Genomic DNA, 13867 nt, shown 5'->3' on the forward strand with positions numbered 1-13867 from the left:
TCTGGGTGCACTTTCTTCATTTTTATGTGCATGTAGATAAAAAAGGAACTTAAAAGATATGTTCACTTTTCCGTATATAAATCCTGTAGCATTTTCACTAGGCCCGTTACAAGTGCATTGGTATGGATTAATGTATTTGATTGGCTTTGTAAGCGGCTGGTTACTTGCTCACTGGCGAGCAAAACACTATCAACTGGATTGGACCTCAGAACAAATTAGTGATGTGATTTTTTACGCAGCCCTTGGTGTCATTATTGGCGGACGCGTCGGTTATATGCTTTTTTATAATTTCGCGGAATTGCTCCATGAGCCTTTGGCATTATTTAAAATCTGGCAAGGAGGAATGTCTTTTCATGGCGGCTTGCTGGGTGTTGCGTTTGCACTGTGGTTCTTTTCTCGTAAAAGTGGCAAATCCTTTCTGGAGATAGGCGATTTTATTGCTCCGCTGGTTCCAATAGGTTTAGGCGCGGGACGAATTGGTAACTTTATTAACGGTGAATTATGGGGTCGAGTTACTGACATGCCCTGGGGTATGATATATAGCCATGTTGATAACCAACCTCGACATCCTTCGGAGTTGTATGAATTTAGTCTGGAAGGAATTGGCTTGTTCCTTCTCGTTTGGATCTATGCGCGAAAACCTCGCCCTACGGGCCGAGTTTCCGCTGTTTTTTTAATAGGATACGCGATTTGTCGTATCATTGCTGAGTTTTTCCGACAACCTGATCCACAACTCGGCTATATTGCCTTTGGATGGTTGACTATGGGACAAATTTTATCTATTCCCATGTTATTACTGGGATTTTGGTTATGGTGGGTTAAACGATGAAAACTTATTTAAACTTGTTAGAACATATTTTACAGCACGGCAACCAAAAAACAGATCGCACCGGCACAGGAACTTTATCGGTTTTTGGTTATCAAATGCGATTTGATTTACGCCAGGGGTTTCCTTTAGTCACTACCAAAAAATTACATATGCGTAGTATTGTGCATGAATTACTCTGGTTTTTAAAAGGGGATACTAACATCTCCTATTTAAATGAAAACGGGGTTACTATTTGGGACGAATGGGCTGATAGCAATGGTGAATTGGGGCCTATCTACGGCAAGCAGTGGCGAAATTGGCCAACACCCGATGGCCGCACCATTGATCAACTCAGTGACGTCATACAACAAATAAAAACCAATCCTGATTCACGCCGCTTGTTGGTCAGCGCGTGGAACGTTGGGGAACTGGATCAAATGGCGTTAATGCCCTGTCATGCTCTATTCCAATTTTATGTAGCGAATAAAACCCTTTCTTGTCAGTTATATCAACGCTCTGCTGATGTATTTTTGGGCGTCCCTTTCAATATTGCATCTTATGCATTGCTCACTCACATGGTTGCTGAGCAATGCAACCTGAATGTAGGTGATTTTATATGGACCGGTGGCGATTGTCATTTGTATCTCAATCATTTGGAACAGGCACGCACTCAATTATCCAGGGAGCCATTTCCATTGCCCACCCTGAATATCAAACGCAAGCCGCAATCGTTATTTGAATATGTTTATGATGATTTCGAGTTCGTAAACTATCAATCTCATCCTGCAATCAAAGCGCCTATTGCGGTTTAAACACATTGTAAGCTGAGGCAGCGAAGGCGGGAACCCATTTCTAGAGAGACACAGTGCTACTATAAGAATAGATTCCCGCCTTCGCGGGAATGACAAAAATTATTAACTGAATGGCGGTAGCCAGCTCACACAGTCCTTAAGGTAAGAAAACTGTCGTTCCCGCGAAGGCGGGAACCCATTTATAGAGAGGCACAGTGCTACTGTAAGAATAGATCCCCGCCTTCGCGGGAATGAAAAAAAATCTTAACTTATTGGCAGTGTTCCTTTCCTCAGGCTACTTAGTTTCAAAAAGTCTACGGATTTCATCCGGTAATGACACCGATTTATTTTTCGTATAATCCACCCAAACAATTTTGCAGCTGCCTTGGGCCATCATGACTTCATCCTGATACAGATCATGATCCATCATCATGCTTGACTTCCCAAGACTGTGTATTCGCGAGTGCAAAGTTACTGTCGCAGGATAAATAACCGGTTTTAAAAAGGTACATGCAACGTGAATCACTACAGGGCCAGTTTTTTCAGTCATGCCAATATTCAATTGTCTTAGCCATTCAATGCGTGCTTCTTGAAAATAATCAAAATAGCGGGCGTTATTCACATGGCCGAGTGCATCCATGTCGCCCCAAGCTATGGAAAAAATCTTTTTATGTATTTCAATCTTCAAATCAGTCATTTTATCTCCATCATGATAAATCTATAGGGTCGACATCCACATTCCAACGCACACCATTACCTAATTTATTTCCTGTTAACCATTCACGCAATTGCGTTAAAGCGTTTTTCAGAATTTTTCTGGAAGAAGATTTAAGTAATAACTGCATGCGGTATTGATTGGCCTTTCGAGGCATAGGTGCAGGCGCTGGTCCCATTACTGTAATGGAAGAATTCAGGATTTGCTCTTTAGCCGCATGCAAAAATTTTAATACGCTGCCCGCTACTTTTCCTTGCGCCCTAATTACAGCCAAGTAGTGAAAAGGAGGCAATTGTGCTTTTTGACGTGTCGCTAATAAAGCATCTGCAAACTGATCATATCCCTGTTGAATCAATAAATTAAGTAGTGGATGATTGGGTAAGTGGGTTTGAATCAAAACTTGACCCGCTTGTTCCTCTCGACCGGCCCGTCCTGAAACTTGCATTAACAATTGCCCCAAATGCTCCAGCGCACGAAAATCCTGATTATAAAGCCCAGCATCAGCATCGAGCACCACAACCAAAGAAAGGCGTGGAAAATGATGACCTTTTGCTAACATTTGCGTGCCAACAATTAACTGTGCCTTACCAGTATGGATTTGGTCCAAATGTTTATCCAAAGCATTTTTTTTGCGAACTGCATCACGATCGATACGCACAATCTCGGTATTTGGAAAATATGTGCTTAAAAACTCATGCACACGTTGCGTGCCTGCTCCAACCGGAATTAACTCCATACTGTGGCAGTTATGGCAACGATCCGGAGTTTTTTGGGTCAATCCACAATGATGACAAATCATCTGACCTAACTGTTTATGCAGAGTCAGATGACTATCACAAGCACGACAATCAACCATCCAACCACACTGATGACACAACAAAACTGGAGAAAAACCTCGGCGATTAATAAATACCAAAACCTGATTTTGTCTGAGTAAATGCTCCTTGATAACATGTAAGGTTGGGGTTGCCAAACCATGTTGGAGTGTTTGTGAACGCAGATCAATCAGTTGATAATGTAAAGGTGTTGTCGAAAGTGCTTTATGAGTCAAGCGTAACAACATGTATTTATTTTGCATTACATTGTACATGCTTTCCAAGCTAGGAGTCGCGGATCCCAAAATAATGGGTATGTTCGCTAAATGTGCCCGCATTAGCGCTGTGTCTCGCGCTGAGTAGCGCACCCCCTCCATTTGCTTTAAGGATGCATCATGCTCTTCATCAATTACAATTAACCCCAAATCAGGCATAGGTGTAAAAATTGCTGCTCGAGTTCCTATTACTATTTTAACCTTGCCTTCTTTTGCTAATTGCCAGGCAACTTGTCGTTCTGATTCGTTCAGGTTGGAGTGAATCACTGCGACAGGTTGTTTAAAACGTGACGTAAAACGCGTGACTAATTGGGGGGTTAACCCGATCTCGGGTACCAGAACTAAAACTTGTTTTTGTTGCTCAATCACCTGAGCGATAACATGTAAATAAACTTCTGTTTTGCCACTTCCTGTAACTCCTTGCAATAAAAAGCACTGATATTGATGCAGCGCTTCTGTAATTGCAGCTACAGCTTCGGTTTGTTCGGCATTTAGTATTAATGGAGCAGACGGGGAAGGATTGGCTTTTTCTGGCAGTACAATTTGCTGAGATAAAGAAAGAATCTGTGCAGCAAGCAAGCTACAGAGTTGGGTAGAGTTAAATCCTCTTTCTGTCAAACAATATTTGGCAACGGGTTCTTTTTGGGTACTCAGGAACTCAACCAGCTCAAGTTGTTTGCGAGCACGGGCCGGAATCATTTTCTTGACCTCTTCCAGAGGTAATGCCAATTGATAAAAATCGCCCATAGGTAATTGGCAAGGCTGTCCTAATCGATATTTTTTAGGTAACGCGAGTGGCAATACTTCAGACAAAGGTGACTGATAATAATTGGCAATCCAGGAGCATAAGGTTAACGTTGCTTTATCAATTAATGGCTGGTTATCAATAATTGTGCTGATGCTCTTTAATGAGGCAACATTGTACAAAGATTCATTTTTACCGACTACCAAACCTAAGCGTATTTGTTTGCGGAATGGAACCCAGACTCGCGCGCCAATGCAGGGAGCCAGTCCTTCACCAATATAATCAAAATAATCTCGATGGGTATGGGGAATGCACACTTGATAAACCGTATTCCCATTCTGCTCAATGTGTTCTGTCGTGGACTCCCCATCATCACGCCTCTCCATCACATCCTGGGATATGTCAGTAGACATTGATGAGTGAGCACATTCATCAGAAGAGTCATGTTCGCTCTTATTCATGCGCTCTGTGCCATTGATGATTGGCTGATTGTCCTGGGGCTGAAAAAACCTTGACCACAACATGCTCAATACGGTGTCGATCCAATTCTGCTTTATCTTTAATCAGCTCTTGCACAAACCAACGAGATAATTCTTCTACCGTAATATTGGTCACTGGTAATAAAGTCACGTCCTCTTTAAGAAAGGGAATTTTTTTCTGATTAAAGGTAAAGTAATAATATTCCTCATCCTCAGCGTATTGCAGAAAGGGAGAAAATTGCGGCATCAGAAAAGTTTGATTCAAATAACGACATAATTTATGGATACGCTCTTTATAATAGCGATAGTCAAACGTCATTCCATTTTCTTCAACCCAAGTCGTGAGTGCTAAATAAACCCCATACATATGGCCGTGTAATGGTTCTCTTTCTGTTGCAGAAAAAATAGTAGTATGACCAGCAGAAAATTTCATGGATTCTTTTTGTAATTCCACAGTTGTCAGGTATCTTTTTATGTTCATAAACTCACTCGTTTATCATTTAATAGAAATCCGTTTAAGGAAATTTCCACATTTTTACTTAAAGCGATTACTTTAAATAACTCCCCCATTTCACTGGGAAGGGTGAGTTGCTTTATCGCTTGCTTTGCTCGTACTTGTTCCAAATCATTATCCAATGTATTGATTAAGCTTAGCAAACCGTTGGCCAGCAAAAAAGAGGCTTGATTTGTAAAACCTGCGATATGAAAACCAGCTTGTTGCCCGGCTTCTGCTACATGAGTAAAATCCACATGTGCGGTAATGTCTTGCTCTCCTGGATGCAATAATGGATCCGGATGACTTTGGTGTTGATAATGACACATTAAAGTGCCCTGATTCCGATCGGGATGATAGTACTCATGGCGAGGAAATCCGTAATCAATCAAAAACACCACACCTTGTTTTAACATCTGATAATTATTTAAGATCCAATCATCGATAAAAAGATTCACTTCAGAAAGATAAGGAATATTTTGTAGTGATAATCGGTTGTCAATATAATCCAGCAAACGCTGATTATGACAGGGTTTAAATAGTTCTGTTAATTGTTGCTGTTCGTTCAAGGCAACATAACTTTCCATAATGCCCTGCTCTGTTTTCATGAATCGATGTACCGGCATAGCATCTAGAACTTCATTTGCCAAAACTACTCCATTAAAAGGGACTTCTGGCCAGTGTTCAAGCCAGGTCACTAAATGAGCCAGATGAGGAATTTTTTGTGCTATAAGCTCGCGTTGACGATGTTGTAAATCAGCGCTGACCTCCAAAATGCAATAGGCCTTTGGCAACGCGTTATGCTCCGCCAAATGTTCTAATATAGCGACACAAAGAGCGCCCGAACCTGCACCAAACTCGAATAACATCGGCGACTCAAGCGCCATTAATACTTGCTGGCACTGATTCGCTAGCGTTTTACCAAATAAGGGAGTCAATTCAGGAGCAGTAATAAAATCACCATGCTTCCCTAATTTTTGCAACCCGGAACTATAATATCCTTTGCCAGGAGCGTACAATGCAAGCTGCATGAATTCTACGAAGGGAATAGACTGGCGTTCAGCCAGTAGCGCGTGTAAGGTTTGTATTATACTCATATTTATACTTTAAAAACTTTAGCTGGGTAAAACCGAAGCAATATATCTTGGCTCTACGTCCCGCGGCTTGTCCGCAAGATGTAAGTCCCAAAGCACGGACTTCGTTGCACCCAGGATAATCAAGAACAGGAACCATACATTGAATCCGACAAACAAACAAGAAGCGAAAGTTGCTTTAGTCACCGGTGGGGCGCGCCGCATCGGCGCAGCGGTAGTCAAAAAACTACATGCCGCAGGATATAAAGTAGTGATTCATTGCCATCAATCATTGCCAGAGGCCCATGCCCTTGCAGCCGACTTAAATGAGCAACGGCCGAACAGTACCTTTGTTTTACAAAGAGAATTATCTGAGCCAGGCGCAGCAGAAGAAATAATGATTACAATTCAGGATTGGGCTGAACGTTTGGATTTATTAGTTAATAATGCTTCTGTGTTCATCCGCACTGAATTCACTGCATTTGCTGAGACAGATTGGCATACTCTTTTTGACATTCATGTTAAAGCACCTTTCTTACTGAGTCTCGCAGCACGTCCCTTATTGGCAAAACAATCCGGGGCCATTATAAATGTAAGCGACATCCATGCTGAAAAACCATTGAAAGGGTACTCTGTTTATTGCCAAAGTAAAGCCGCTTTGGAAATGCAAACAAAGAGCCTGGCACGGGAATTTGCTCCTGAAATCAGGGTCAATGCGGTTGCGCCAGGGGCCATTGTTTGGCCTGAACATTCCAATACGTTGACTCTAGAAATTCAAGAACAAATTATCGAGAAAACACCGCTAAAAAAGCATGGGGATCCTGAATACATTGCCCAGGCCATTTTAGCCTTTGCCGAAAATCCCTACATTACCGGACAAATACTCAAAGTGGACGGGGGCAGAAGCTTACTTGGCTAATTTATACCTAATTAATCACATCACTTACCGAATAATGGATAAAGCTGCTCAGCGGCTGGAGCATCTCCAGGGTTTATAATTGAGATTATCAAGATTTAATTTAATTTTTAATTTTTAATTTTTAATTTTTTAATCATGCGAATTTTGGATGAGAGTCGCATTAAACCCAAGATCGCAAAAAGCAATGAATCGACCCCAAAGAATCCAATCGGTAAAAACGATTAAGTGATGACTCATCAAGTAATTTGCCAAAATAATAACGAACCAAAGACTTACTTTGTAAAACCGCTTTATATTCATCTTCCAGTGCAGCCAATCCTTGCAAATGCGTCATAAACAGACTGATTTTTTCCGCCAGACTTATCGTAGCACCCTGCTGTTCCAATAACTCTTGATAGAGCCAGGGCTTGCCACTGCCACCACGCGAAATCATATAAGCATCGCAATCACTCAACTCTATTGCCCGATGCAAACTGTGGATATCATTAATATCTCCATTAGCAATCACCGGAATAGCAATGCTTTGTTTTATTTTTGCGATTTGTTGCAAGTCAGAGCCAACATCATAATCATCAATCCAACGCCGACCGTGTACAATTAGCGCATCGGCTCCTGCTTCTTCAATTTTTTTCGCCAGCAGCACATCCCTTGCATCACCTTGAATGCGAATTTTTATTGTTAAGGGAATAATAATCGCGGCGCGCACTTCCTTAACAAGGCGCACTAAGTGCTCTGGTTCCTCGAGCAAAGCACTTCCCGCACCTTTTTTACGAATTTTAGGTTTTGGGCAACCACAATTGATGTCGATAATATCCGCACCATTTTGCTGTAATCGTTGTGCTGCTTGCGCCAATATAGATGGTTCTGAACCTGCAATTTGATAGGCAAGAATCTGCTCCTGTGGATCCCGATAAATATAACGTGAATTTGCTGTATGCTTATGAAGAACATCTGTTGCGGAACTCATCTCCGTCACACAATACGCTGGTGCCCGATAATGATTAAATAATGTTCTGAATGGTGCACAGCTATAACCCGCTAAAGGGCCTTGAATTAACCGATTGGACAATGTCAAAGAGCCTATTTTCAAAGAACTGTTAATAAAAGCGTGCATCAATTTAATTCATAGATATAATGAGGTCCAATTTTAACATACTTTAAACCAGAAAAAGCAGTTAAACTCGACTGTGTAAGCTAAAGACACTGAATTAAATAGGAATACTCCTTTATGGACAAACGTTATTTATCCCCATTGGAAATGCTCAATATTGCGACGCAACATGCCTATGCAGCCGATTATCTATTACAGCAAATCTCTGATTGGACATTCAGGCAAACTGATCCACTTGCCGTATTAACTCCAGTTACTTCATTGATGTATCAAGCCTTTCTCTTGACATTAAAAGCTTATTGTTTGCATGAACACCGCCCAATCAAAGAGCATAAAAAACTCATGGAGCTGGTCGAATTAAATAGTCACTTGGGATTTTCACGTCAGGAGCTCGTTTTATTAAAGACTCTGGCAAAACAGCAGGTTTTCCTTAAAGGAACTGATTATGATCTATGGGAAAACCAACAGCAATTCCAGGTATTTTGTGAAGAGATTCTATCGCTTTATCAAAAGCTACAAACGATGATGCCTCTGGAGCTTCATCCGGATTATCAACAATAAATGTTGTCCAGGTGAAACGCAAAGGAACCCGGGCTACGGCCTCGCCCAGGCTACAACTCCTAGGTTACTCCATCCCAAAAATGATTAATTATTGCACAAAAACACACTGGAGCACTTGGCAGGGAATGTAATTCACGCTAGGATAAGTTTTTTTATTTAACTCTGTTTGATGTTATTTAGATTAAGGTAGAAACTATGGAGCAAGTAGAAGACAGTAAGACTGGAAATGCTGTGCAACGCCAAATATTACAGTTAAGCCATCGCTTAAATTCGCAAATTTTAGGTCAAGATGGATTAATTTCACGTTTACTCATTGCCTTACTTGCAGATGGCCATTTATTGGTTGAAGGAGCACCTGGATTAGCAAAAACACGGGCAGTTAAAGAACTGTCTGATGGTGTTGAAGGTAATTTTCATCGCATCCAGTTTACACCTGATTTATTGCCTGGGGATTTAACCGGTACCGATGTATACCATCCACAAAATGGTTCTTTTGTGTTTCAACCCGGGCCTATATTCCATCATTTGCTTTTGGCAGATGAAATTAACCGTGCCCCAGCAAAAGTACAATCTGCACTTCTTGAGGCAATGGCTGAAAGACAAGTTACTATAGGAGGTAAAACCTATCCGCTCCCTGAATTATTTCTAGTCATGGCAACACAAAACCCAATTGAGCAAGAAGGAACGTATCCTTTGCCTGAAGCACAATTAGATCGATTTTTGATGTACGTAAAAATTAGCTATCCTGATGCCAAAGTAGAGCATGATATCTTAGCCCTATCGCGCAAAGAAGCTTTAGGCGCGGCTATGGCTACTAAGCCTGTTACCACTGAAAAGCTAACACAAAAAACATTATTTGAAGCGCGGAAACAAGTGCTGAATGTTCATACAAGCGATGCATTGGAAAAATATCTAGTGCAATTGGTAGTAGCAACTCGTAATCCTGGGGTATACAGCGAAGAATTGGGTCGTTGGTTGCGTTTTGGTGCGAGTCCCCGTGCTACGATTGCTTTAGATCGTTGCTCCAAAGCACATGCCTGGCTTTGTGGGAGAGATTATGTTACTCCGGATGACATTCATGTGATTGCCCATGATGTATTAAGGCATCGAATTTTATTAAGCTTTGAAGCTGAAGCAGAAGGAATCAATAGCGACGATTTTATTGACTCCTTATTGCGTTTAGTTGCTGTTCCGTAGAAAACAGGCAGGTTGGGCAGACCCAACAAATAATACCCTTGAATCTGATGAATTTTGTCCCAATCTTCAGAAACATATGAGGTGCACGAGGTTTTTATGGCTAATGGCGTTATTGCAGAATTAAATGAATTGATTGATTTAAGACGTTATGTACAATCCATTCATTATCGACCCGAAGGTAAAGCAATACGATCAGGAAATCATTTATCCCAATTACGTGGTCGAGGAATGGATTTTGCCGAAGTAAGAAATTATCAGGCTGGCGATGAAATACGCCATATGGAATGGCGCGTTACTGCACGGACCGGTAAGCCACACGTCAAAATTTATCAGGAAGAGCGAGAAAGACCAGTGGTGATCCTCACCGACTTCAATCCCTCGATGATTTTCGGTACGCGCATCGCATTTAAATCAGTCATTGCTGCCCGACTTGCAGCCCTTCTTGCCTGGACTGTAATAAAGGAAGGCGATAGAGTAGGAGGATTATTCTTCTCGGCTACCGACCACAGTGAGTTTACTCCACGCAGCCGTGATATGGGCGTACTGCCCTTATTAGCGTCCTTAAGCCGATATACGGATCAGACGGATGAACAACGTGAAGCACAACCAAAACGACTTAGTGATGCATTGGTACGCTTACATCGCGTGGTTAGGCCAGGGAGTATCCTGGTCTTGATTAGTGATTTCTATTCTATGGATAGTGAGTGTGAAAAACATTTAAATCGGTTACGCTATCATAATGACATCCTGGCCTATCATATTTGTGACCGTGTGGAGCTTTCTCCACCTAAGCCACAACAATATGCCATAACTAATGGACAGCAAGAGATAATACTTGATACCAGCTTGCACTCAGTGAACACCGCATATGAGCAGTATTGCCAGCAACGTATAGAGCACTTGCAAGCTCAATTACGACGCTTACACATTCAATATGTTCAGGTTACAGCAGATGTTGATTTGGCTCCTTTAGTACGCCAGACGTTCCCCAGGAGGTCCCGTGGCTAATACCGATCCTCTGGCGCAGTTAAAAGACATTCATCTACCCACGCCAATTGGTTGGTGGCCGATGGCTCCTGGGTGGTATATTTTGATTGCCCTTGTCTTATTTTTAGTAATGGTACTCGCTTATGGTATTTATAAAAAACATCGCAATGCTTTAGCTAAAAAGCAGGCCCTGCTTTTATTAAAGAACTATCAAAACCAATATGAGAACGAACAAAATGGCGCCCAGGCGAGTGCACATATTTCAGAATTATTACGCCGAGTCGCTCTTGTCTATTATCCAAGAGAACAAGTTGCGAGTTTGCATGGGGACGAATGGCTTACATTTTTAAAAGAAACGAGCAAAAATATTGATTTCAATTCGGTAAAGGACTTACTACTCGATGCCCCTTTTAAGACACGAGAAAACATGGATCTCAAACCATTATTCGACGCGGCACAACTGTGGATTAAACAAAGAGGGGTGCCATGTTCGAATTAGTTAACCCTTGGGTTTTAATACTCATTCCTTTACCTTTAATCTTTTGGTTTTTGATGCCAAGAGCCAAAGTACAATTGCCTGCTGCGTTGAAAGTACCTTTCTTTGCGGCCATGACTCACATTGCAGATCAAGAAAAGCGTTCTGTTTCAGCCCAATATTCATTGCTCATCCCGGCCATAATATGGATATTATTGGTCATTGCTTTAGCAGGCCCTCGCTGGATTGGCGCTCCCAAACCCATCTCTCGTGAGGGTTTTAACATCATGATGGCTTTAGATTTATCTGGCAGTATGGAAATTCCCGATATGCTCTTACATGGACGACCCGTAAGTCGTTTAAGTGTTGTAAAAAGTGCTGCTGAACAATTTGTACAAGAACGAACTGGCGACAAAATTGGTTTAATTCTCTTTGGTACTCGTGCTTATTTGCAAACCCCTCTTACCTATGATCGGCATAGCATTCTCTTACGGCTTGAAGATGCTACTGCCGGGCTTGCAGGTAAAACAACATCGATCGGTGACGCCGTTGGTCTTGCTGTAAAACGATTAAATCATGTACCCAAAAAAGGAAGAATTCTTATTTTATTGACCGATGGAGCTAATAACTCTGGTGTACTTGCGCCGTTAAAAGCGGCTGAATTGGCCAAAGAAGAAGGAATCAAAATCTATACAATAGGTTTAGGATCCGAAGCAGATTCAAGAGCCTTAGTTGGTGATTTTATAATGCAAAATGCTTCAGCAGATTTGGATGAAGAAACATTAAGAAAAATGTCTGACATGACTGAAGGTCAGTATTTCCGCGCTACAGATACTGAAACATTACATTCAATTTATAATACAATTAATCAGTTGGAGACTATAAATCAGGAACAGGCTACAGTTCGTCCCCAAAAGGAATATTACCCTTGGTTTGTCGGCTTTGCATTATTGCTTTGTTTCTGCTGGCTATTGAGAAAAGCCGATTTAAGATTGGGCACACGAGCTACGATGACCGATCGGGAGGCCTTAAAGTCATGATTGCAACTTTTCATTTTTTAAGGCCCTGGTGGCTGTTAATGATTTTGCCTTTGATGGGATTAGTTTTGGTTTTATGGCGGCAAAAACCTAAGTTACATGCTTGGTCGGAAGTGTGCGATCCACATTTGCTGAATCATCTACTGCAAAAAAAAGGGCAAGGACAACGTATGAACTCGCTGCTATGTCTGTTTTTAAGTATTCTGTTTATGATTTTTAGCATTGCTGGCCCTGTCTGGTATAAGCTGCCCGTAGCAACCTATAAACCAATACAACCTAGAGTTCTAGTTTTGGATATGTCTGACAATATGATGGCTAATGACTTAACACCCAATCGTCTAAGTCGTGCCAAATTTAAACTTCATGATTTATTTGCCCACAAAGATGTAGGTCAATTTGGTCTTATAGTCTTTACTAGCGAGCCGTTTGTTGTCTCTCCGCTAACTGATGACGGGCATACTATTTCCTCCTTACTTTCTTCATTAACTCCAGATATCATGCCAGTAACTGGACAAAACCTTGATAGCGCCTTGAATGAAGCCCGTAATTTGATCAAACAAGCGGGTTATAACCAGGGGCAAATTTTGGTATTAACGGCAGATACCCCTTCCAGTGCATCAATCGCCCTAGCGAAAAAATTAGCTGAATCAGGTATTTACTCATCAATTATGCCAGTCAAAGCAGATAAGAATTTGAATCCTCTATTTGAGCGTTTTGCTGATGCAGGTAATGGACAATTGGTAAAATATTCCTCCGATTCAAGCGATTTGGAGCAGTGGCTTAAATCCAGTAATAACAATGAATTTGCCCTAAGCGAAAATGAAGATATTCCTCTTTGGCGTGATGAGGGACGTTGGTTTTTAATACCTGCGCTGCTGTTCCTTTTGCCTGTGTTTCGACGTGGTTGGATACAGAGGGTCGTTGTATGATACGTTTCATTATTCTTTTATTCACCTCATTCTTTTCTTTAGCTACTCATGCCTTTAGTTGGCACGACTTATGGTCTACATCGGATCAACAAGGGCAAGCGTTGATGGAAAAAAATCAATTTAAACAGGCGAAGGAAACCTTCACACGTAATGATTGGGCCGCAACTGCAGCCTATCGCGCAGGTGATTATCAAAAAGCGGCCGAGTTATATCAGGATTTAAAAAATGAACAAGGCTATTATAACCAAGGCAACGCCCTGGCTCATATGGGACAATATGAAGAAGCAATTAAATCCTATGATAAGGCATTGGCAATCAATTCAGCAAATCAGGATGCCATTCATAATCGTAAGTTAGTTGAAGATCTTTTGAAAAAAGATAAAGAAAAAAACCAAAACAAAGATCAACAAAACAAAGATCAGCAAAACAAAGATCAGCAAAACAAAGATCAGCAAAA

The 13867-nt window shown here is 41.4% G+C and carries 15 protein-coding genes; 10 read left to right on the top strand and 5 right to left on the bottom strand.

What is annotated here, in order from left to right; all coding sequences use genetic code 11:
* Positions 1 to 58: 58 nt before the first annotated feature.
* Positions 59 to 829 carry a prolipoprotein diacylglyceryl transferase gene (gene lgt / locus BW930_RS14805; RefSeq protein WP_058469381.1) on the top strand — a complete coding sequence of 257 codons (771 nt, stop codon included), beginning with the start codon at positions 59 to 61 and terminating at the stop codon, positions 827 to 829.
* Positions 826 to 1620, top strand: coding sequence for a thymidylate synthase (gene thyA, locus BW930_RS14810; RefSeq protein ID WP_058469382.1), 795 nt, complete (start codon positions 826 to 828; stop codon positions 1618 to 1620). The genes lgt and thyA overlap by 4 nt, the downstream gene beginning before the upstream one ends.
* Positions 1621 to 1894: 274 nt before the next feature.
* Here thyA and BW930_RS14815 read toward each other — a convergent pair whose 3' ends face one another.
* From BW930_RS14815 to BW930_RS14830, 4 genes are all read right to left on the bottom strand, one after another.
* Positions 1895 to 2296, bottom strand: a complete 402-nt coding sequence (locus BW930_RS14815; RefSeq protein ID WP_058469383.1) for an acyl-CoA thioesterase — start codon at positions 2294 to 2296, stop codon at positions 1895 to 1897.
* 10 nt (positions 2297 to 2306) lie between these two features.
* On the bottom strand, positions 2307 to 4535 hold the full coding sequence (locus BW930_RS14820) for a primosomal protein N' (RefSeq protein WP_238587915.1): 2229 nt from the start codon (positions 4533 to 4535) through the stop codon (positions 2307 to 2309).
* A 67-nt stretch (positions 4536 to 4602) separates the two neighbouring features.
* Positions 4603 to 5109 carry a 6-pyruvoyl trahydropterin synthase family protein gene (locus BW930_RS14825; protein WP_058469385.1) on the bottom strand — a complete coding sequence of 169 codons (507 nt, stop codon included), beginning with the start codon at positions 5107 to 5109 and terminating at the stop codon, positions 4603 to 4605.
* Positions 5106 to 6218 carry a class I SAM-dependent methyltransferase gene (locus BW930_RS14830; RefSeq protein ID WP_058469386.1) on the bottom strand — a complete coding sequence of 371 codons (1113 nt, stop codon included), beginning with the start codon at positions 6216 to 6218 and terminating at the stop codon, positions 5106 to 5108. Before BW930_RS14830 ends, BW930_RS14825 begins: the two co-directional genes overlap by 4 nt.
* Positions 6219 to 6357: 139 nt before the next feature.
* On the opposite strand from BW930_RS14830, the gene BW930_RS14835 reads away from it, so the two are divergent.
* Positions 6358 to 7113, top strand: a complete 756-nt coding sequence (locus tag BW930_RS14835) for a pteridine reductase (RefSeq protein ID WP_058469387.1) — start codon at positions 6358 to 6360, stop codon at positions 7111 to 7113.
* A gap of 160 nt (positions 7114 to 7273) precedes the next feature.
* On the opposite strand, the gene BW930_RS14840 is transcribed toward BW930_RS14835, so the two are convergent.
* A complete protein-coding gene (locus BW930_RS14840) occupies positions 7274 to 8227 on the bottom strand; it encodes a tRNA dihydrouridine synthase (protein WP_058469388.1) in 954 nt (317 codons plus the stop codon).
* Positions 8228 to 8341: 114 nt separating this feature from the next.
* Here BW930_RS14840 and BW930_RS14845 point away from each other — a divergent pair, with 114 nt between their 5' ends.
* From BW930_RS14845 to BW930_RS17375, 7 genes are all read left to right on the top strand, one after another.
* Positions 8342 to 8785, top strand: a complete 444-nt coding sequence (locus tag BW930_RS14845; protein WP_058469389.1) for a hypothetical protein — start codon at positions 8342 to 8344, stop codon at positions 8783 to 8785.
* 195 nt (positions 8786 to 8980) lie between these two features.
* Positions 8981 to 9982 carry an AAA family ATPase gene (locus BW930_RS14850; protein ID WP_058469390.1) on the top strand — a complete coding sequence of 334 codons (1002 nt, stop codon included), beginning with the start codon at positions 8981 to 8983 and terminating at the stop codon, positions 9980 to 9982.
* 96 nt (positions 9983 to 10078) lie between these two features.
* The gene (locus BW930_RS14855) at positions 10079 to 10990 is read left to right on the top strand and encodes a DUF58 domain-containing protein (RefSeq protein ID WP_058469391.1); all 912 of its coding nucleotides are present in this window, start codon (positions 10079 to 10081) and stop codon (positions 10988 to 10990) included.
* Positions 10983 to 11468: a DUF4381 domain-containing protein gene (locus BW930_RS14860; RefSeq protein WP_058469392.1), complete on the top strand. Its 486-nt coding sequence runs from the start codon at positions 10983 to 10985 to the stop codon at positions 11466 to 11468. Before BW930_RS14855 ends, BW930_RS14860 begins: the two co-directional genes overlap by 8 nt.
* The gene (locus BW930_RS14865) at positions 11456 to 12484 is read left to right on the top strand and encodes a VWA domain-containing protein (protein WP_058469393.1); all 1029 of its coding nucleotides are present in this window, start codon (positions 11456 to 11458) and stop codon (positions 12482 to 12484) included. Before BW930_RS14860 ends, BW930_RS14865 begins: the two co-directional genes overlap by 13 nt.
* Positions 12481 to 13410 (top strand): vWA domain-containing protein, encoded by a 930-nt coding sequence (locus BW930_RS14870; protein ID WP_058469394.1) that lies wholly within the window; start codon positions 12481 to 12483, stop codon positions 13408 to 13410. The genes BW930_RS14865 and BW930_RS14870 overlap by 4 nt, the downstream gene beginning before the upstream one ends.
* On the top strand, positions 13407 to 13867 hold a 461-nt coding region (locus BW930_RS17375), incomplete at its 3' end, for a tetratricopeptide repeat protein (RefSeq protein WP_254843425.1). The genes BW930_RS14870 and BW930_RS17375, both read left to right, overlap by 4 nt.

The sequence above is a fragment of the Fluoribacter gormanii genome, assembly GCF_900156395.1.
GTDB classification, from domain to species: domain Bacteria; phylum Pseudomonadota; class Gammaproteobacteria; order Legionellales; family Legionellaceae; genus Legionella; species Legionella gormanii.

Excerpts from the sequence above, each read along its gene's own strand:
- lgt (WP_058469381.1), top strand. The coding sequence starts at position 59 with ATGTTCACTTTTCCGTATATAAATCCTGTAGCATTTTCACTAGGCCCG.
- thyA (WP_058469382.1), top strand. The coding sequence starts at position 826 with ATGAAAACTTATTTAAACTTGTTAGAACATATTTTACAGCACGGCAAC.
- BW930_RS14815 (WP_058469383.1), bottom strand. The coding sequence starts at position 2,296 with ATGACTGATTTGAAGATTGAAATACATAAAAAGATTTTTTCCATAGCT.
- BW930_RS14820 (WP_238587915.1), bottom strand. The coding sequence starts at position 4,535 with ATGGAGAGGCGTGATGATGGGGAGTCCACGACAGAACACATTGAGCAG.
- BW930_RS14825 (WP_058469385.1), bottom strand. The coding sequence starts at position 5,109 with ATGAACATAAAAAGATACCTGACAACTGTGGAATTACAAAAAGAATCC.
- BW930_RS14830 (WP_058469386.1), bottom strand. The coding sequence starts at position 6,218 with ATGAGTATAATACAAACCTTACACGCGCTACTGGCTGAACGCCAGTCT.
- BW930_RS14840 (WP_058469388.1), bottom strand. The coding sequence starts at position 8,227 with ATGCACGCTTTTATTAACAGTTCTTTGAAAATAGGCTCTTTGACATTG.
- BW930_RS14845 (WP_058469389.1), top strand. The coding sequence starts at position 8,342 with ATGGACAAACGTTATTTATCCCCATTGGAAATGCTCAATATTGCGACG.
- BW930_RS14850 (WP_058469390.1), top strand. The coding sequence starts at position 8,981 with ATGGAGCAAGTAGAAGACAGTAAGACTGGAAATGCTGTGCAACGCCAA.
- BW930_RS14855 (WP_058469391.1), top strand. The coding sequence starts at position 10,079 with ATGGCTAATGGCGTTATTGCAGAATTAAATGAATTGATTGATTTAAGA.
- BW930_RS14865 (WP_058469393.1), top strand. The coding sequence starts at position 11,456 with ATGTTCGAATTAGTTAACCCTTGGGTTTTAATACTCATTCCTTTACCT.
- BW930_RS14870 (WP_058469394.1), top strand. The coding sequence starts at position 12,481 with ATGATTGCAACTTTTCATTTTTTAAGGCCCTGGTGGCTGTTAATGATT.